The organism is Streptomyces sp. NBC_01142 (genome assembly GCF_026341125.1).
Lineage (GTDB): Bacteria > Actinomycetota > Actinomycetes > Streptomycetales > Streptomycetaceae > Streptomyces.
Genome location: NZ_JAPEOR010000002.1, coordinates 475,135 through 494,015 on the forward strand (window position 1 = coordinate 475,135; position 18,881 = coordinate 494,015).

16 protein-coding genes are annotated in these 18,881 nt (G+C 69.1%); 7 read left to right on the forward strand and 9 right to left on the reverse strand.

Annotated elements, in window-relative coordinates:
* Positions 1 to 2 precede the first annotated feature (2 nt).
* Together OG883_RS19575 and OG883_RS19580 are read left to right on the forward strand one after the other, a co-directional pair.
* Complete coding sequence (locus tag OG883_RS19575; RefSeq protein WP_266549211.1) at positions 3 to 782, forward strand: polysaccharide deacetylase family protein; 780 nt, start codon at positions 3 to 5, stop codon at positions 780 to 782.
* A 143-nt stretch (positions 783 to 925) separates the two neighbouring features.
* Entirely contained in the window at positions 926 to 2,020 is a 1,095-nt protein-coding gene (locus OG883_RS19580; protein ID WP_266542660.1) for a DUF5925 domain-containing protein, read from the forward strand.
* A gap of 102 nt (positions 2,021 to 2,122) precedes the next feature.
* On the opposite strand, the gene OG883_RS19585 is transcribed toward OG883_RS19580, so the two are convergent.
* Positions 2,123 to 2,497, reverse strand: a complete 375-nt coding sequence (locus tag OG883_RS19585) for a GntR family transcriptional regulator (protein WP_266542661.1) — start codon at positions 2,495 to 2,497, stop codon at positions 2,123 to 2,125.
* Between the two features lie 118 nt (positions 2,498 to 2,615).
* Between OG883_RS19585 and OG883_RS19590 the strand changes: the two genes are divergently transcribed.
* Positions 2,616 to 3,113 carry a DUF402 domain-containing protein gene (locus OG883_RS19590; RefSeq protein WP_266542662.1) on the forward strand — a complete coding sequence of 166 codons (498 nt, stop codon included), beginning with the start codon at positions 2,616 to 2,618 and terminating at the stop codon, positions 3,111 to 3,113.
* Positions 3,114 to 3,252: 139 nt separating this feature from the next.
* On the opposite strand, the gene OG883_RS19595 is transcribed toward OG883_RS19590, so the two are convergent.
* From OG883_RS19595 to OG883_RS19610, 4 genes are all read right to left on the reverse strand, one after another.
* Positions 3,253 to 3,714: a GNAT family N-acetyltransferase gene (locus OG883_RS19595; RefSeq protein WP_266542664.1), complete on the reverse strand. Its 462-nt coding sequence runs from the start codon at positions 3,712 to 3,714 to the stop codon at positions 3,253 to 3,255.
* A complete protein-coding gene (locus OG883_RS19600; RefSeq protein ID WP_266542666.1) occupies positions 3,711 to 5,207 on the reverse strand; it encodes a tripartite tricarboxylate transporter permease in 1,497 nt (498 codons plus the stop codon). Before OG883_RS19600 ends, OG883_RS19595 begins: the two co-directional genes overlap by 4 nt.
* A gap of 3 nt (positions 5,208 to 5,210) precedes the next feature.
* Positions 5,211 to 5,693, reverse strand: a complete 483-nt coding sequence (locus OG883_RS19605; RefSeq protein WP_266549213.1) for a tripartite tricarboxylate transporter TctB family protein — start codon at positions 5,691 to 5,693, stop codon at positions 5,211 to 5,213.
* A 110-nt stretch (positions 5,694 to 5,803) separates the two neighbouring features.
* Positions 5,804 to 6,787 carry a tripartite tricarboxylate transporter substrate binding protein gene (locus tag OG883_RS19610; RefSeq protein ID WP_266542668.1) on the reverse strand — a complete coding sequence of 328 codons (984 nt, stop codon included), beginning with the start codon at positions 6,785 to 6,787 and terminating at the stop codon, positions 5,804 to 5,806.
* Between the two features lie 232 nt (positions 6,788 to 7,019).
* On the opposite strand from OG883_RS19610, the gene OG883_RS19615 reads away from it, so the two are divergent.
* Positions 7,020 to 7,697, forward strand: a complete 678-nt coding sequence (locus OG883_RS19615; protein WP_266549216.1) for a response regulator — start codon at positions 7,020 to 7,022, stop codon at positions 7,695 to 7,697.
* Positions 7,698 to 8,244: 547 nt separating this feature from the next.
* Here the strand turns inward: OG883_RS19615 and OG883_RS19620 are convergent.
* Positions 8,245 to 9,726, reverse strand: a complete 1,482-nt coding sequence (locus OG883_RS19620; protein WP_266542670.1) for a hypothetical protein — start codon at positions 9,724 to 9,726, stop codon at positions 8,245 to 8,247.
* 401 nt (positions 9,727 to 10,127) lie between these two features.
* On the opposite strand from OG883_RS19620, the gene OG883_RS19625 reads away from it, so the two are divergent.
* From OG883_RS19625 to OG883_RS19635, 3 genes are all read left to right on the forward strand, one after another.
* Positions 10,128 to 10,325 (forward strand): hypothetical protein, encoded by a 198-nt coding sequence (locus tag OG883_RS19625; RefSeq protein ID WP_266542671.1) that lies wholly within the window; start codon positions 10,128 to 10,130, stop codon positions 10,323 to 10,325.
* 312 nt (positions 10,326 to 10,637) lie between these two features.
* Complete coding sequence (locus tag OG883_RS19630) at positions 10,638 to 11,240, forward strand: hypothetical protein (RefSeq protein WP_266542672.1); 603 nt, start codon at positions 10,638 to 10,640, stop codon at positions 11,238 to 11,240.
* A gap of 897 nt (positions 11,241 to 12,137) precedes the next feature.
* The gene (locus OG883_RS19635; protein WP_266542674.1) at positions 12,138 to 13,175 is read left to right on the forward strand and encodes a lytic polysaccharide monooxygenase; all 1,038 of its coding nucleotides are present in this window, start codon (positions 12,138 to 12,140) and stop codon (positions 13,173 to 13,175) included.
* 68 nt (positions 13,176 to 13,243) lie between these two features.
* Here OG883_RS19635 and OG883_RS19640 read toward each other — a convergent pair whose 3' ends face one another.
* From OG883_RS19640 to OG883_RS19650, 3 genes are all read right to left on the reverse strand, one after another.
* Positions 13,244 to 14,119: an alpha/beta fold hydrolase gene (locus OG883_RS19640; RefSeq protein WP_266542676.1), complete on the reverse strand. Its 876-nt coding sequence runs from the start codon at positions 14,117 to 14,119 to the stop codon at positions 13,244 to 13,246.
* A gap of 150 nt (positions 14,120 to 14,269) precedes the next feature.
* The gene (locus tag OG883_RS19645) at positions 14,270 to 15,250 is read right to left on the reverse strand and encodes a hypothetical protein (RefSeq protein ID WP_266542678.1); all 981 of its coding nucleotides are present in this window, start codon (positions 15,248 to 15,250) and stop codon (positions 14,270 to 14,272) included.
* Entirely contained in the window at positions 15,247 to 18,729 is a 3,483-nt protein-coding gene (locus OG883_RS19650) for a DNA polymerase III subunit alpha (protein ID WP_266542680.1), read from the reverse strand. The genes OG883_RS19645 and OG883_RS19650 overlap by 4 nt, the downstream gene beginning before the upstream one ends.
* Positions 18,730 to 18,881: the final 152 nt, after the last annotated feature.

An 18,881-nucleotide genomic window follows, 5' to 3' on the forward strand; every position in this document is an offset into this window, starting at 1 on the left:
TGATGTACCACGCCGTCGGTCACCGGCCGGCGAAGGCCGCGTACGGACTGTCCGTCTCCCCCGACGCCTTCGCCGAGCAGATGGAGCTGCTCGGCGAGCGCGGGTTCACTCCCCTCACCACCGCACAGCTGGGCGCCGCCTGGCGGTCGGGCGGCGGACTGCCGTTGCCGCGACGGCCCGTGCTGATCACCTTCGACGACGGTTACGAGGGCGTGCACCGGCACGCCCTCCCCGTCCTCGCCAAGCACGGCTTCGCCTCCACCCTGTTCGCCGCGACCGGCTGGCTGCAAGGGCCGTACGACGAGGGCGGCGCGCTCGGCACCATGCTCGACTGGGACCAGGTGCGCGAACTGGCCGCCGCGGGCATGGAGATCGGCGGTCACACCCACACCCATCCGCAGCTGGACCAGCTCGACGACAGCCGGCTCCGGTACGAGACGGTGCGCTGCCGGGACATCGTCGCGGACGAGCTGGGGGCCGCGCCGGTCTCCTTCGCCTATCCCTACGGATACTCCAGCCGCCGGGTGCGGCGGGCCGTCCGCGCGGCCGGTTTCGCACAGTCGCTCGCCGTCGGCAATGCGCTGGCCCTGCCCCGGCAGGGGCCGTATGCGCTGCGGCGGGTGACCGTGCGGCGCGGCACCGGCATCGAGGAGTTCGAGCAGCTGATCGTGGGGCGGTCCATCGCCCGCATTTTCGCCAAGGACCGTGCGCTGACCAAGGGTTACGCCCTGGTGCGCCGGGCCCGGTGGGCCGGCGGGCTGCTCGGCGGGGTCCGCGGCTGAGGCGGGAAGAGCGCGCCCCCGGGGCCGGTGGTGGTCGGCCGCCGCCGGCTCCCGGGGGCGTACACCCGCCCTTGGGGGCGTACACCTCATACGACCGGTCAAAAGTCCGTGCGTTCAGCGGTCCTGTGGCAGATCATGGGCCCATGTCTGCCAAGCCTCAGGACGCTCTGCCGATCCGGCTCAACGTCGACGACAGCGATTCACCTTCGGACGTCGTCGACGCGCTGTTCCTCGGCCGCTTCGCGACGGGCGAGCAGCCGTACTCCCACAGCTCCACCATTGACCGCGTCAAGCCCGGCGCCACGCTGCTGCCACCGGCGGCCTCCGTGCTGCGCGCCGCCCGTGACGACGACCGCAGCGCCACACTCGCCGAGGGCGACGGCTGGACGCTGCTGATCTCCCGCTGGAACCGCGGCGCCGACGTCACCGTCACGGCGGTCAGCTCCGAGCTCGCCGAAAAGGTCCTCGGGCAGGCGACGGAAGGCGCCCTGGACGATCCCGAACCGCAGCCCGAGAACGTCACCATGGGGTTCTGGTACGTGTCGCCGCGGCGTGGCCCGCACCGCACCACCCGCCAGATCGCCGCCGGGACCTGGGAAGAGGTCCGCCCCAACTACACGGCGCCGGTGGCCGATGCGATGGACCGGCTGATGAAGGTGACGCCCGACGACATCGCGGGCCGGCTGCTGCTGCTGCACGGCCCGCCGGGGACGGGCAAAACCTCCGCACTGCGGACACTGGCCCGCTCCTGGCGGGACTGGTGCCAGGTCGACTGCGTACTCGACCCGGAGCGGCTCTTCAACGACGTCGGCTATCTGATGGACATCGCGATCGGCGAGGACGAGGGCACGTCCAGCAGCCGCTGGCGGCTGCTGCTGCTCGAGGACTGCGACGAGCTGATCCGCGGCGAGGCCAAGCACACCGCGGGCCAGGCCCTGTCCCGGCTGCTCAATCTGACGGACGGTCTGCTGGGCCAGGGCCGTAACGTCCTGGTGGGCGTGACGACCAACGAGGACCTGGAACGGCTCCACCCGGCGGTGGTCCGCCCGGGCCGCTGCCTGGCCAGGATCGAGGTGGGCGCGCTGACCCGCAAGGAGTCGGTGCACTGGCTGGGCACGGAGGAGGGCGTCGGCCGCGAGGGCGCGACGCTGGCCGAGCTGTACGCACTGCGCCGCGGCAACAGCCCGGCCTCGGTGCCCTCCCAGCACGAGGGCGTGGACGCGGGCCTGTATCTGTGAACCCGGGTCTCCCTCGCCGGGCGGGAGAATCCAGCCCGTCCGGCGAGGGAGGACACGCCCGGAAGGCGTACAGGGACCGGGACCAAGCCCCGGCCGAGGACATCAGCTGCCGTACGCCGCGCGCAGCGCATCCTCCACCGCCGCCTGTGCGGCGGCGCGGCTCAGGCCCAGGCGAAGCGCCTGCTCCGCATAGGCTGCCGCCGCCGCGGCAGCCTGGCGCTCGGCCGCATCTCCCGCCGCCGCGATGAACGTGCCGTTCCGCCCCCGGGTCTCGATCACTCCGTCGGTCTCCAGGGCGCGGTAGGCCTTCGCGACGGTGTTGGCGGCGAGCCCGAGATCCTCCGCGAGTCCCCGTACGGTCGGCAGCCGGTACCCCACCGGTAGCGCACCCGACCGCGCCAGCTCGGAGATCTGGGTGCGGAGCTGTTCGTACGGCGCTGCGGACGCGTCGGCATCAATGGCGATCTTCAAGGTCACACGCGGATTCTCCCCCACGCCGCACTCCCACGCCGGAAATGGGGAGGCGAGACCACGTGGCGGGCTCGTATCGTGCGCGTGCACCACGTTTCCGAGTTCTGTACGACGGAGGTATGTCATGTCCGCACCCTCGGTTGAGGTACGGCTGGTCAAGGCGGGTGAGACAAAGATCCGGTACCCGGCGGCACTGCTCGCCGACGACGGTACGCATGTGGTGGTCCGCGCGCCCTGGGCGGCGCCAGGCACCCGCGACTTCGGCTTCGTCCGGTTCGAGCCGGGCGACGTCTTCACCGAGCACTACTGGCGTGACCGCTGGTACGCGGTGAAGGAGGTCCGCACCGGTGAGGGCACGCTGAAGGGCTGGTACTGCGACATCACCCGGCCCACCGTGGTGACCACCGGAGTACTGACCGTCGAGGACCTGGATCTCGATCTGTGGGTGTCCGCCGACGGAGCGTCGGTGCTGCGCCTGGACGAGGACGAGTTCGCTGCCAGTGGCCTCGCCGCGCGCGACCCGAAGGCCGCCGACCATGCCGAGCGGGCTCTCGACGAGCTCGAACTGCTCGCCCACAAGGGCGAGTTGACCGGTCTGCTCGCTCACACCGACGACGCGTAGCCGGCGAACGCCGGTGCTCCCGACTCCGGCGCGGGCCGCGGGCCGGCCCGCCCGGCTGCCGGTGGAGCGTCGCCCGGGGACGGACTGCCGACTGAGCGCACCGGGGCGGGAAGCCGGTGTGGATCCCGCCCCGGTGCGCTCAGTGGTCCGAGCCCCGGGCCGGCGACTTGCGGTAGTGGAAGCGGTCGTACGGGCCGTCCGTGCGCCGCTCGACGAACTCGTACCCGTAGCGCGGGTACATCTTCTGGTTCTCCCACATCAGCGCGTTCGTGTAGAGCCGGATCTCACTCAGGCCCAGCTCACGCGCGTACGTATCCGCGAAGGCCAGCATCAGCCGGCCGAGCCCGGTGCCACGGGCGTCCGGGTGGACCGCGATCGAGTCCAGGAAGAGGTGGTCGGCCTCCGGCACCAGGACGATGACGCCCCGGACCGGATCGCCGACCACGAACACCCTCCCCGCCGCCACCTCGGCCGCGTGGTCCGCCAGCATCGGGACGGGCACGCGGCCGATCCGTTCGATGTAGTGGTGATAGGCCGCATCGGTCACGGCTTTCACCACAGGTACGTCGTCGGCGGTGGCGGGGCGGATGTCCTCGGTCATACCGACACGTTACGACGGCGCATGATCAGTTTTTTCAGCCAGGGCCAGGCCAGCAGCACCACGATCACGGCGTACACCGTCACCGAGAAGGGCGTGTTGACCAGGCCGGTCACACTCCCGTCGCTGATCTGCAGCGCACGGCGCAACTGCTGCTCGGCGGCCGGGCCGAGGATGACGCCGATCACCGCAGGCAGCACCGGCAGTCCGTACCGCCGCATACCGAAGCCGATCAGGCCGATGATCAGCAGGATCACCAGATCGAGCGCCTCGCCGCCGACCGCGTACGCGCCGACTGCCGCGAAGAACAGGATTCCGGCGTAGAGGTACGGGCGCGGAATCCGCAGCAGCTTCGCCCAGAGGGGGGCCAGCGGCAGATTCAGGGCGAGCAGCAGCACCATGCCGACGAAGAGCGAGGCGATCAGGCCCCACACCAGGTCCGGCTCGCGCTCGAAGAGCAGCGGTCCCGGCTGGATTCCGTACTGCTGGAAGGCGGCCAGCATCACGGCCGCGACGGCGGTCGTGGGCAGACCGAGCGTCAGCATCGAGACGAGCGTGCCCGCCGCGGAGGCAGAGGCCGCCGACTCCGGCCCCGCCACACCCTCGATGGCTCCCTTGCCGAACTGCTCCTTGTGCGGGGAGAGCCGCTTCTCGGTGACGTACGACAGGAAGGTCGGGATCTCGGCGCCGCCGGCCGGGATCGCACCGAACGGGAAACCGATGACGGGTCCGCGCAGCCAGGACTTCCAGGTCCGCCTGACGTCGGACTTGGCGAGCCAGGGCCGGCCGACCGGGATGGGCTCGCCGCTGCTGCGCCGCAGATGCGCCGCGACCCACAGTGCCTCGCCGATCGCGAAGAGGCCGACGGCGACGATCACCACGTCGATGCCGTCGGCGAGCTGGAGCGAGCCGAAGGTGAGCCGCTGCTGGCCGGTCATCTGGTCCAGGCCGACGAGGCCGAGAGTGAGGCCGATCAGCAGGGACGCGAGTCCGCGGATACGCGACGAACCCAGCACGGACGTCACCGCGATGAAGGCCAGCACCATGATCGCGAAGTAGTCGGGAGCGCCGATGTCCACTGCCAGTTCGGCGACGGTCGGGGCGAGGACGACAAGCAGGATGGTGCCGATCATGCCACCGGCGAAGTGGCCGACGGCGGCGGCCGCGAGCGCCTGTGCGCCGCGTCCGGATTTCGCCATGGGGTTGCCTTCGAGGGCGGCGACCACGGCCGCGCTCTCACCGGGAGTGTTCAGCAGGATCGACGTCGTGGAGCCGCCGAACATCGCGCCGTAGTAGATACCGGCGAACATGATGAACGCGCCGGTCGGCTCGAGTCCGTAGGTCACGGGCAGCAGCAGCGCCACCGCCATGGCCGGGCCGATGCCGGGCAGTACGCCGATCGCCGTGCCCAGCAGCACGCCTATCGCCGCCCAGAGCAGATTGACGGGGGTCAGCGCGGTGCCGAAGCCGTCGAGGAGGGAGTGGAGAGAGTCCATCGGCTACAGCACTCCCATCAGCGGGCCACCCGGCAGCGGAACACCGAGCAGGTTGTTGAAGACGAAGTAGGTGACCAGGGAGAGGGCCGCGGCGATGAGCGGGTCGCGGTCGTAGTGGCGGCTGCCGAGGGCGAAGGCGGAGCCCCAGAAGAGCAGCGCTCCGGCGACGGGGAAGCCGATCGGGCCGATGAGTACGGCGAAGGCGAGGAAGACGCCCGCCAGGAGCAGGACCGTGCGCCAGTCGCCGGGCTCGCTGAGGTCGATGTCCTCGCCGCCCTCGGCCTCGCCACGGCCGCCGCGCAGGACGTCGACGGCGAGCAGTGCGGCGACGACCAGCAGGCCGATGCCGACGACGACGGGAACGGTCTTGGGCCCGACGGGCCCACGCTGGGCGATGTCGACATCCATCGTGAGCGCGTCGGTCAGGACGAGCAGCCCGATGACGAACAGCAGCACGCTGACGCCGAGTTCGGAGTGTTCGCGCAGCCAGGACCGCCAGGGGCGGTGCGCGGCGGGGTTCTCGGTCTCTGTTCCGGTCTCGTTTCCGGTCTCGTTTCCGGGCTCTGTTCCGGGCTCTGTTCCGGCGGCGCCTGTGGTCACAGCCCGAGCTCCTTCAGTACCGAGTCCACGCTCTTGTCCTGCTCTGCCAGGAAGTCACCGAACGTCTCGCCGGTGAGGAAGGCGTCGTCCCAGCCGTTCTTCTTCAGCGACTCCTTCCACTGCGGGGAGTCGTGCAGCTTCTCGAAGAGGACGACGAGCTTGTCGCGCTCGGCGTCGGAGAGGCCGGGTGGGGCGACGACGCCGCGCCAGTTGGTGAAGTCGGTGTCGAGTCCGGCCTCGCGCAGGGTGGGAGCGTCCAGGCCGGGGACCCGCGTCGGACCGGTGACGGCCAGCAGTCGCAGCTCGCCCGACGTGATCTGGTCGAGGTACTCGCCGACGCCCGAGACACCGAAGGCGACCTTGTTGCCGAGGATGGAGGCGAGCAGCTCGCCGCCGCCGTCGAAGGGGATGTAGTTGACGGTCTTGGGGGCGATCCCGGCCGCCTGCGCCATCAGCATGGGCGCGAGATGGTCGGGCCCGCCGGGCGAGGAGCCGCCGCCCACCGGGAGCTTGCCCGGGTTCTTCTTCCAGGCCGTGAGCAGCTGGTCGATGGTCTTGTACGGCGAGTCCTTGCTGACCACCACGATGTCCTGCTCCTCGGTGAGCCGGGCGATCGGGGTGGTGTCGGCGAGGGTCTTGGGCGACTTGTTGGCGTGGACGGCGCCGACGACGCCGAGGCCCATGGACATGGCGATCTTGCCGTTGCCGTGCTCGCCGACGAGACGGGTCAGGCCGACGGTGCCGCCGGCGCCCGGCAGGTTGAACACCTCTATGTTGTGGGTGAGTTCGGCGTCCTCGGCGTTCTTGGACGCCGTACGGGCGGTGATGTCGTATCCGCCGCCGGGCGTGTTGGGGACCATGAACCGCAGGCCGGGGATCTGTGTACCGGTGTCGGCGCCACTGCCTGCGGTGAGCAGCGGCGGCCCCACGAGCACCAGCAATGCCGCCCCGAGCAGGGCGAGGGGGGTGCGCAATCGCACGTGTGCCGCCTTTCCAAGGAGAATGGGGAACGTGTGAAGTGGCCCACATGTTGCCTGCGCGTTAAGAAGCTGTCTCTCTTCCGGAATCAACGGACGTTGTGGTCGTTGTGGTCGCGGCCTAGCGTGACGGCGTGACGCTGTGCTCTCCCGGGGGACAACCCCCGGACCCCCGGTCGGAAAAGCAGGGACGCAAGCCCGGGGGGACCGTCCCGCGAGGTGAATCCCGGTGAACGTGCTGGTGGTGGACGACGACTTCATGGTCGCCAAGCTGCACAGCCGCTATGTGTCCGCGACGGAGGGCTTCACGGTCGTCGGGGTGGCCCACAGCGGCGCCGAAGCGCTGCGCGCGGCCGAGCGGCTCCGGCCCGACCTCGTACTGCTCGACATCTATCTGCCCGACAAGGACGGGATCAGCGTGCTGAGGGAGCTGCGCGCGGCGGAAGAGCGCGACGGGCGCCCGAGCGTGGACGCCCTGTTCATCACGGCCGCGAGGGACGCGGGGATCGTCCGCTCCGCCCTCCGGGCGGGCGCGCTGCACTATCTGATCAAGCCCTTCAACCAGGCGGCGCTGCAGGAACAGCTGCGGCATGTGGCCGCGCTGCGCTCCCGTTTCGACCGTCTGGGCGAGGCGCGCCAGGAGGACGTCGACCAGATCTTCGGCGCCCGCCCGCCGGGCTCACGCGAACTCCCCAAGGGCCTGGCGCCGCACACCGCGGAGCTGGTGGAACGCATCCTGCGGGAACACCCGGGCGGCGACCTGTCGGCCTCGGAGTGCGCGGCGGCGGGCTCACTGTCCCGGGTCAGCGCGCGACGGTATCTGGAGTACTTCGCGGAGACGGGCCGGGTGGAGGTGACGCTGCGGTACGGGGGGACGGGGCGGCCGGAGCGGCGCTACCGCCGGATCGGCTGAGTCCACGGCACGCTACGGCCGCGCCTCGCCGATCGCCCGGTGACCGTGATGAATGAACCCCGCGGCTTCCAGCAGCGCTCTGAAGGTACGTCGCACAGTGAACGCGCTGCGTTGCTCGCCACTGTCCGTTCCGAACACGTAGCCGTCCTCAGTCCAGGTGAGTCCGAGCGTCTCTCGTCGCCGTTGCTGCGTAGCTCGGTGGGCTGCGAGCACAGCGACGAGCTGCCGTGGCACGGCCAGAGTTCGCCGACTCGCACCGATGGCGCGCCGCGCCTATTCGTGGACTGATGAGGGACGACAGTGCTCCTGCAAGCTGCTGGCCTCCTGAAACGTGTGAGACGCACGCCCCCTCGCCCACCGCGTGCGCGCCGACGACCCTGTATCGGGTCGGGAGGCACTGATGGCCTGGGAAGGCGGGAGAAGGTGGTGTGTGGAGGTACAGCAACGCCGTGTCAGGCCCACCCGATCGAACTCCTAAGGCGGTGTTCACGCCGTGGCAGCGGCGGCCTGCATGCACTCGTGGAGGGGATGAGCGGTGTTGGCGCCGCTATTTCCTTGCTGCCTTCTGGAGCTGGTCGAATGTGCGTTGAATCGATAGCGTAATCGTAGTCATGCCGTATGGTTCCTGCTCTGAATCATTAAGGGTCTCCTCGCCATCCGGGTCTCGGGAGATGGATACATTTAGGTATGGGTCGGTGTCGCCGTTAGCGAAGTATTTCCCCTCTTGCCATTTCGGAAGCACCCACCACGCCGCCGCATAGTCCGTAGCGTGTGTCAGATTCAGCATTTCGCTACTATGGTAAATTTTGGAATGATAGCGGTAGAACTCGTCCCCTGGGTTTGCTACCCAGTTGGGTGCGTCCCGAAGGTGTCTCTCGTCTTTTGTATTCGTATCCCAGGAAGCCTCGTAAGAGTCTACGTAGTTATTTCCTAGCTTGCCTCGGTCGGCCCTGACATAGGAAACGGTCGCTGTCATCTCGATGCGACCAAAGCCGGATCGCAAAGGAACATCGACGACGGCATCTCCAGAGAAGTCAACGCCGGGATCGAGTCGAGCACCCGGACTCACAATGTTCCCAGTGGCCAGCATGTGAGACGGAGAGTAACTGACGTGTCTGAGCGTGGTGCCCCAATCCCACATCTCACGCTTCCAATCATTCATCCCACTGCCCTTCGGGTTGAATTTGGTCGGATATCCTCGGATGGTCCAAAGGGTGCCTACTGCATAGACTCTCACTGATCCGGAGTTGCGGAATTCGAAATGTGCTGGGACTTGAAGTGACTTCCCGTCTGCGCTCGTGATGGGGTCGCCGAAGGAGATTCTGAACGGAACCTTTACAGGAGTGGAGTAAGGCACGTACATCTGTGAATAGGTGAGGCCGGTGATTCCAACGACTCCGGAAACGACAACGCTCATCGCGACGCCCTTTGGGTACGGGATTCTTTGCCATACCTTCTGCCGAGTCAGCGTCCACATCGCCCCGGCCGCCCAGAGCATCAGGCCGATCCAAAGCCAGAGAAACGGTGTGTACGAGCCGCCCTGGATCTGCGTGATCAGAAACATCAGGTTCGTGACCATTACGGTGCCAACGCCGAGCAGGACTGCCGCGCCCGAGTAGCGCACGGCCCTCTTTCCCCAGTAGTCGTACACCGCTAGAACCGCGGCCACCTCCACCAGTGCTGCTGCCACGAAGATGACTCCTACGACGCGTCCGCCGTACGCCAGCGCGTTGAATGCGTCCGTCGTGCCCACGTGGAACAGCACTGCGGCGGATACCAGAAGCCCCATCGCCACCAGCATGCCGGCAGCGCGTCTCCGACATGGGCGGTCAGGCCAATGAGACTTGTCCGCCACCCAGTGGACGCGGTCGGGGTTGTCCAGATCGATGTCCGGCAGACCCGCGCGCCGCAAGAGCCTTTGCAGGCCGCGCGGCGACCATGCCTGGCCGACGGTGTCGTCCCGCACACGCACGGCCCGCAGGCCTCGTTCGTCCGGGGCTTCCACTACGACGAGAGGGTGGTTGCTCATGAAGCAAAGGGTGACCGGGCCGTCGCGGCCACTCTTGCAATGACGCGCGCCCACTCCTCACGGCGACCCCGGCTGGGCTAGCCAGCTGAGTCCCGGTCTGCCTGAACCACTAGAGGGCTGTCTGTCAACGGCTGCCAGCGATACTCCGTGGGCCGTCTCTGAGCGGAGACGAGGGCACACGCTTCGCCTCATCTCGCCCATTGTGTCCCCGCGTGCCAGATCCGTGCCAGATCGAGCGGTCAACCACGGTCAGCCGGAGCTTGTAGCGGTTCCGGCACCCCCTCAGCCGCTAAGCACCACGGCACAGTCGATGACGTGCGATGACGGTTCAGTGATCGGCGCCAGGCTTACAAAGCAGCCCTCCACATGCCTTGGGTGGCTGCGGCTCGTATCGTGAGTGAGTGCGCAACCAGAGACATGATGAGCCGCTGTCGGGGGAGGAGTTGGAGCTCTTCCTCCAGTACCTCCACCGGTTCGCGAGGCATGACCTCGATCTGTTCGCCCTCTTGGAGGTTGGTGATCCTGAGGCTCCCGCCTACCTGGCTTTCAGGAGGGAGCCGGAGCCAGGGGTCGATCCGTCTGCCTACCGGCGGCCGTAGAGGAGCCGAGCGGAGGAACTGACATTCACAGCTGACATCAACGGCGGTGGATCACAGCAGTCATGCGCGGCTCCTTTCAGCACGGGCGGCCAGGGGAGCGCCAGCAACACAGGGCCTGGTCAGCGGGTTAATCGATAACTTAGCTCGGTCATGCCTGCATCCACAGTCGTCTCCGCTGCGTCCTGTGAGGCAAGGGCGAAGGGGGTGCCAATGTCGGACACGAGCAGTGGACGGGCGAGCGCACGACTGGGGCGGCTGCGTACCAGGCGAGATCGGCTGACGATACGCCATCAGCCTGCCGAGCGAGGGAGGGTGCGAGTCGATTGGGCCAGGCTTGGAACGGTCGTTGCGGTCGTCGCGGGTATCGGAACGCTGCTCTTCACGGGCGTGGCTACCTATTATCAAGCCCTGGTGGTCGGAGACCAGCTGGAGCAGTCCCGCGATGATGCGAAGCGGGACAAGCAGGATCAGGCGTCGCGTGTCTCCTTCTGGGAAGACCTGGACGGCACGAATCCAGATGCGTGGGAACTGCATCTCATGAACAGGTCACCTGATCCAGTTTCCAACCTGGAACTTGTCTTGTCCGTGCGGACAAGGCCTCGAGGCGAGGACCCAGCGGTGCATTTCGTCAATGTCGATGACCTAAATTTGGCGCCATGCAGCGAAGTGGTGCTCACCGAAGAGCACCTAAAGTACTACGTGGAGGGCAAGTTGGAGCCGGTCGATTCGGCAGCTGGGGCCCTCATCGCTTTCGTAGACCGAGACGCCGTGGGCTGGGTAAGGACGGCCGAGCGCTTATATTCCGGTGACGAGTTCGAAGAAGAGCTGGGTAAGGCACCCGAGTTCTATGCTGGCCGCCTGGTTGGGAGACCTCATGTGAAACAGGTGACGACTTGCGGGGACGGCACCAAGTAGCGAACCGAGGCGCTGCCGCAGGGTGAAACGAAACCCTGCGCGCCGTGCTCCTCACCCGCTGGGTTCCACTCAGTCACAGATCCTTGCCCACAATCTTCTGTTCACTCGACTCGTGTGTATCCGGCGTGCCAGAACCGTGCCAGATCGAGCGGTCAGCCACGGTCAATCGGGGTTGCAAGAGGTGCAGCCAAGCGCTGACAGGTATGGCGTTGTTGTACGGCTGCTGACCAGCTAAGGCCGTGCAGAGATCGGCGCCAAGCTTACAAAGCAGCGGTCAGGTCGTGCTGTACAGCAGTGGAGTACAGCAACCACCGCGATCGAAGCCGGCTTCAGCCCGTCCAAGGCGAGAATCCCGTGTCTGGCGCAGCGGCGGGGGCCCGCGCCTGTGCACGGTACGCGATAGAGATTGACGTCTATCCCGCTCGCCAGCACTGTTTGTGCTGGTCAGCGCCAGCGCACGGAGCCCTCTCGACATGCCCTCCGGAGCCGTGCGCCATCGGGCCAGCCGTCGACGCCGCCCAGGGCGCCGCCGCAGGGCAGAGGTTCTTCGACTCGTCCCGATCTCTGGCTGGTCCGCGGGGAGCCAAACAGGGAGCCAAACGCGGCGGCACAGGGTGGATTGCCCTGGACGACCACGGACGGCCGGGCGCCAAACCTCGTGGTCAGACGTGCGCGCTCCGCGGCCTTCCTCAGCGTCCCCTTACCCCCGCCTTAAAGGGACCATAAGGATCGCCATCACCCCCTCCCAGCAGCCGATTTCGCCGTGGTGAGCGGCTAGCTTGCTGATCGCCGGGGCAGGTTCGAACGCTCGGTGCCGAGGTCCTACGGGGGGCCGCACCGCCCGTTCGGACCGCACCCCGTCTCCCCCCATATACCGCTCTGAAGGAGAACGTCGCCATGACCGCTCGCCGCAAGGTCACCTCGGTCGCCGCCCTCGGGTTCGCACCGCTCGCGCTGGCCGGGCTGGCTGCTGCTCCGGCTGCCGCGCACGGCTCGATGACGGATCCGGTCAGCCGCGTGTCCGCCTGTTACGCCGAGGGGCCCGAGAGCCCGAAGTCCGCGGCGTGCAAGGCGGCGGTCGCGGCCAGTGGGGCGCAGGCCTTCTACGACTGGAACGAAGTCAACATCGCCAACGCCGCCGGCAACCACAAGCAGTTGATACCGGACGGCAAGCTGTGCAGCGCCGGCCGCGACAAGTACAAGGGACTGGACCTGCCCCGCGGCGACTGGCCGTCCTCCGCGCTCGGCTCCGGCAATCACACCTTCCACTACAAGGCGACCGCCCCGCACAAGGGTTCCTTCGAGCTGTACCTCACCAAGGACGGCTACGACCCCTCCAAGCCGCTCGCGTGGGCGGACCTGGAGGCGAAGCCGTTCGCGAAGGTCACCAACCCGAAGCTGGTGAACGGTGAGTACGTCTTCGACGGCGTCGTCCCGAACAAGTCCGGCCGTCACCTGATCTACTCCATCTGGCAGCGCTCGGACTCCCCCGAGGCCTTCTACACCTGCTCGGACGTGGTCTTCGGCAAGGACAACGGCAACGCGGGCGGCGGTGCGCCCGCGCCGACCGCCTCCGCCCCCTCCGAGAAGGAGATCGCCGACGGGGCGGGCAAGTCCACCGTCGACCACAACGGTCACGGCGGCGACGAGACGCACGCCGAGACACCTGGCAGTGCGGCTCCCACCGAGAAGCCCGCCGAGCAGCCCGCCGAGTCCGCCGAGCAGCCTGTCGAGGAGCCGGCCGGCAACGCCCCCGAGGCCAACGGCGCCACCGTCCCCAAGGCCGCCGACGAGAACCTCGCCGAGACCGGTGGCGACAGCAACACCCCGTACATCGCCATCGGCGGCGCCGCCGCCCTCGCCGTCGGTGCCGCCGCGATGTTCGGCACCGCCCGCCGCAAGGCCGCGACGGCCGGCGGGCGTCACAGCCGCTGACGCGCCCGCACGACTGCGGTCCGCTCCCGAAGGGAACGGACCGCAGTCGTGCGTTCTCAGGAGAAGTCTCAGGAGAAGACGGACGCGCAGTTCGTCGGCTTCGCATGCGCCGGATCCAGCGCGTTCGCCACCTCGTGGAAGGCAATCCGGTCGAGCAGCGCTATCGCCAGATGCTCCGACAGGTCCACCGGGCACAGGTCCTGGAGCAGTACGTTCCGGACGTCGGGTCCGACCAGGTACTGCGAGCGGTACGGGGTGGCCACCTGGTCGTAGCGGGTCGAGATGACGGTGTAGCGCACGCCGGGCACGGTGTCGCCGCCCGCGTTGAGTTTGGTCAGGAAGGCGGAGCCGGCCATCTGATCGGCCAGTCCGGGGGTGGCGTTGCTGAGCAGATCCTCGGCGCCGGGGAAGTACGGAAGCAGCTTGGCAAGGCCGAGCAGCGTGGTGCCGTGATTGTCGGGCGCGAGGCCGACCAGTGCGTTCACCTTGTCCGCCCCGCCCAGGAACTTGAGGTAGTAGCGCGGCATCATGCCGCCCTGGGAGTGGCCGACAAGGTCCGCTTCGGACGCGCCGGTCGCGGCGAGCACCTTGTCGACGTACGCGTCGAGTTGCTCGGCCGACTTCTCGATGGGGCCGAGGCCGTGGAAGAAGGGCACACCGGGGAGCTGCCCGTAGTCGAGGGAGAAGACGCAGTAGCCGCGCTTCACCAAGTACGGAGCGAAGGCGAGCCAGTTGTCGATGGAGTTCCCGAAGGTCCCGTGGACGAGGACGACGGGACGGGGGTGGGCGGTGGAGGGCTTGCAGGAGTAGTTGTTCCATCCGCTGTGCGGTGCGGAGGCCGCATTGGCCGAATCGGCGTGCGCGGCGGCGGTGGGGATGAGGGTGACGGCAGCGGCCAGCAGCACGGCTACCAGGGGTCTGAGGGCACGTTTCCAGGGCAGCATCGGGCAGTCTCCTTGCGGCTCAAGGGAGTAGCGATGACTGGATTTGTGGTGCTCACGCCAAAATACGCACGAGTAACCAGGGAATGGAAGTTACGCGTCGGTAAAAACTGAATCCTCGTCAATAGCGGGGAGCTGCACGGCAGGCGGGTCCTACGCGGCGAGCGAGCCCGGCACGACCGCCTGCGGTCCGAACCTCGCCCGCGCCCGGTCCGCCACCGCCTCGATCCGCCGCGACCGCTCGTCGGCGGGGTCGAACGTCAGCTGCCGCGCCGCCCGTTCGGCGGGCGTCAGATCCTCCGCGCGCAGTGCGAGGCTCCGCACCCGGGCCCGCTGCAGGCCGAGCGACTCATGGATCCGGTACGCGGCATCGGTGAGCGTTGCGGAGTGGGCGGTCGGCTCGCGCAGCACGCGTGCCCGTGTGGTCGTCGACCGGTCGGCGTACCGCACGGTGAGGGCCAGGGACCGGCACACCCGGCTCTCGCCACGCATCCTCATTCCCAGCTCCTCGGCGAGCGAGAGCAGCGCCCTGCGGTGCCGTACCGGGTCCAACTCATCGCGGGTGAAGGAGCGTTCGGCAGCGACCGAGCGGACCGCGGCGTTCGGGACGACCGCCGTACGGTCGATGCCGCGCGCCCGCTCCCACAGCTCCCGCCCCGCCCGCGCGCCGACGATCCGCTGGAGCACGGCGAGCGGCGCGGCGGCGACCCTGCCGAGGGAGTCGAGGCCGTACGAGCACAGAGTGCGGGCCGTCGCCGGCCCGGTCCCGTACAGCGCGGCAACCGGCTTGTCGGCCAGGAAACCGGCGACCTCGCCCTCCGCCACCACTCGCGTCGTCCCGGGCCCGGCCTCCCGCGCAGTCATCCTGGCCAGCATCGGGTTGGGGCCGGCCCCGATCGCGCAGTCCACCCCGCAGTGCGCGAGCGCCCGCACCCGCAGCAGTGAGGCGAGCTGCGCCGCATCCCGCCCGAAGTACCGTTCGGCGCCCCGGACATCGACGAGCGCCGCGTCGGGCGGGAGCGCCTGCACCACGGGGCTGATCTCCTCGATCAGGCCGAGCAGCGCGGGCAGCACCGCCTCGACCCCGCCCGCCTCCTGCAGGGAGGGCAGCCGGAAGCGTACGTAGAGAATCATCCGGCGCTCCCTGGGCTCTGGTGCCACAGCTTCCTTCCGGTGGCGGCCTTTTCGCCCGGAGGCTGGAGGTCCGCCCAGGGGTTCAGCTCATAGCCCGTCGGCAGGTGGATACGGCGGCCGCTGTCGGCCGGAACCTCCCCACCCGGTGCCTCCCCACCCGGCGTCTCCCTCTCCGGAGCTTCCTCCGTGGGAGCCGCCAGCCGCGCCGCGACCGCGTCGAGGCCGCCCGTACGCCGCAGTTCCACCAGCTCCGCCAGGTTCCACGCCGCCGCGCCGACCACGCTGAGGCTGCGCGGCCCGCGCCGCTGCACCACTCCGCGCACCAGCAACAGCCAGGAGTGGAAGACCGTGTGCGCGCACGCGGCGTGGCTGTCGTCGAAGAAGGCGAGGTCGACCAGGCCCGTACCGTCGTCGAGCGTGGTGAAGATGACCCGCTTGCCGGACCGGATCGGCGGTGTCTGGGTGGCCGCCTTCGCGCCCGCGACCAGCACCGTCTGCCCGTGCCGTACCGCGCGCAGCCGCTGGGCGGAGATTGCTCCCAGCTCCTTCAGGAAGGCATGGTGATCCCCCATCAGATGGCGGGAGGCGTCCATGCCGAGGACGCCCAGCTCTGCGCTGAGGCGTTCCGCGTCACCCAGGTCGGGGAGCCCGACGGAGGCCGTCTTCCGGCCGTCCCCCAGGGGGAGCTGGCTTCCGTACGACCCCGGGCCGGCGCCCGGCCCCCGGTGCCCGCGGTGGAGTTCGGACACATGCAGCAGCAGATCGCGGCGGTTCGCGCCGAAGGCGTCCAGCGCGCCGACCTGGGCGAGGCGTTCGGCGACCGGACGCCCGGGGCGTGCACGCTGCCAGAAGTCCAGCAGCGAGGAGTAGGGCCGGCCGGCCTCGATCCGCGCGCTCTCGGCCTCGCTGATGCCATGGACGTCGGAGAGGGCGAGGCGGAGCCCCCACACCCCACTGTCAGACACCAGTTCGATTCGATGGGCGACCGCGGACCGGTTCACATCCAGTGGCAGCACCGGCACCCCGCGCCGCCGTGCGTCCGCCAGCAGCAGCCGCTTCGGATACATCCCGGGGTCGTGCGTGAGCAGCCCGGCGTAGAAGGCCGCCGGATGGTGCGCCTTGAGCCACGCCGACTGGTACGTCGGCACGGCGAAGGCGACCGCGTGCGCCTTGCAGAAGCCGTACGAGCCGAAGGCCTCGATGATCTCCCAGGCACGGGCGATCACCTCGGGGGCGTACCCCTTCGCCTCCGCGTGCTGCGCGAACCAGACCCTGATCTTCCCCTGCGACTCGAGGTCGGAGAGCCCGCGCCGCACCCGGTCGGCCTCGTCCCGGCCGCAGCCGGTCATGATGTTCACCATCTCGATGATCTGCTCGTGGAAGACGACCACTCCGTACGTCTCCTTCAGCGGCCCCTCCAGATCCTGATGCGGATAGCGGACAGGCGCCCGGCCGTGCCGGGCCTCGATGAACGGCCGCACCATGTCGGCCGCGACCGGCCCCGGCCTGAAGAGCGAGATGTCGACGACCAGGTCGTCAAAGGTGGAGGGCTGCAGCCGGCCGACCAGATCGCGCTGGCCGGGCGACTCGATCTGGAAGCAGCCCAGCGTCTCGGTGGACTGGATGAGCCGATACGTCGCCGGGTCGTCCGGCGGCACCTGCTCCGGGTCGTCGAGGTCGAGTTCCTCCCCCTTCGCCCGCCGCAGCTCGGCGACCGCGTGCGCCATCGCCGACTGCATCCGCACCCCCAGGACGTCGAGCTTGAGCAGCCCGAGCTCCTCCACGTCGTCCTTGTCGAACTGCGACATGGGGAAGCCCTCACCGCTGGTGGGCATCACCGGCGTACGGGTGAGGAGCGAGGCGTCCGAGAGCAGCACCCCGCACGGGTGCATGGCGACCCCGCGCGGCAGTGCGTCCAGCGCCTCGACCAGCTCCCACAGCCGTCCGTACTTCTCCTTCTCCGCCGCCACCGCGCGCAGTTCGGGCAGCTCCTCCATGGCGGCGCGGGCATCGCGGGCGCGAATGTGCGGGAAGGACTTGGCGATCCTGTCGATCTCGGCCGGGTCCATGGAGAGCGCGGCACCCACGTCCCGTACCGCATGGCGCACCCGGTAGGTCTCGGGCATGGCGACGGTCGCGACCCGCTCCTCGCCGAAGCGGCCGATGATCGCGCGGTAGACCTCGAGACGGCGGGCGGACTCCACATCGATGTCGATGTCGGGCAGCACACGCCGCCGCTTGGACAGGAAGCGCTCCATCAGCAGCCCGTGCTCGACGGGGTCGGCGTGCGCGATGCCGAGAAGGTGGTTGACGAGCGAGCCCGCCCCGGAGCCGCGTGCAGCGACCCTGACGCCCATCTTCCGTACGTCGTCGACTACTTGAGCTACCGTCAGGAAGTACGAGGCGTAGCCGTGGTGCTCGATGATGTCCAGCTCGTGGTGCATCCGCTCCCAGTACGCACGGCGGCCGTCATAGCCGCGCAGCACCATTCCCGCGGCGGCCCGGGAGGCCAGTACGCGCTGCGGAGTACGCAGCCCGGCGCCGACGAGGCCCGGCTCCGGGAAGTGGACGATGCCGATCCCCAGATCGCCCTCGGGGTCGACCAGACACTCGGCCGCCGTCTCCTCCGTCATGGTGAGCAGCCGGTACGCGGTGTCGCGCCGGAACCCGGCGGCCTCGGCGACCCGCTCGGCGAGGAGGACCATCGCGTCCGGGTCCTTGAGCCAGCGCTCACCGCTGTCGAGGCCCTTGCCCGGGTCGATCGGAACGAGGCGGCGGGCCGCGTCCAGGACATCGGCAACCGGGCCCTGCCCCTGGTCGGCGTACCGGACGGCATTGGTCAGCACCGCCCGTACGCCCTGTTCGGCGGCGAAGCCGAGGGTGCGGGCGGCGTGCCGCAGCGAGCCGGGGCCGGTGCCCTCGCAGCCGTGGTGCACGACCTCCAGACGCAGCCGGTCGCCGTACGTCCCCCGCCAGGGCATGAGCAGCTTCGCCGCGCGGTCGGGACGCCCCGCGGCCAGCGCCCGGCCGATTTCGGAGGCCGGGCCGAGCAGTACGGTCAGCCCCTCGCCGTGGTTGTCGGCCCAGGGCAGCAGCGGGCTGTCGCCGTCCGCCGCGTGGGCGGCGGTCACCAGCCGGCACAGCTCGGCCCAGCCCGGGCGGGAACGGGCGAGAAAGACGGTGCGGGGTGCGGACTCGTCCACGAACGCCCCGCCGCGCACCGGGGTGCGCCGCCGCTCGGCGGGCCCCTCTTTGTGCGCACGCTCGCCCAGGGCAAGGTCCACCCCGAACAGCGGCCGTACGCCTTCCTTCGCGCAGGCCTTGGTGAAGCGGACCGCGCCCGCGACGGTGTCGCGGTCGGTCAGCGCGAGGGCATCCATGCCCCGCGCGGCGGCGCACTCGGCAAGCCGCTCCGGGTGCGAGGCCCCGTACCTCAGGGAGAACCCGGAAACGGTGTGCAGATGCGTGAACCCGGGCATCTGCACCTCCTGGATCAGTCCGTCTCACCCCCCGCCTCCACCATAGACCAAGTTTCGAACATTCGTGCGATACAGGGGGGCGCGCGCTCCCTCAGCCATTCGACCTCGTCCCACCTGCGTGAACACCGGCCACGGAGCGTGCGGGCCGCGGT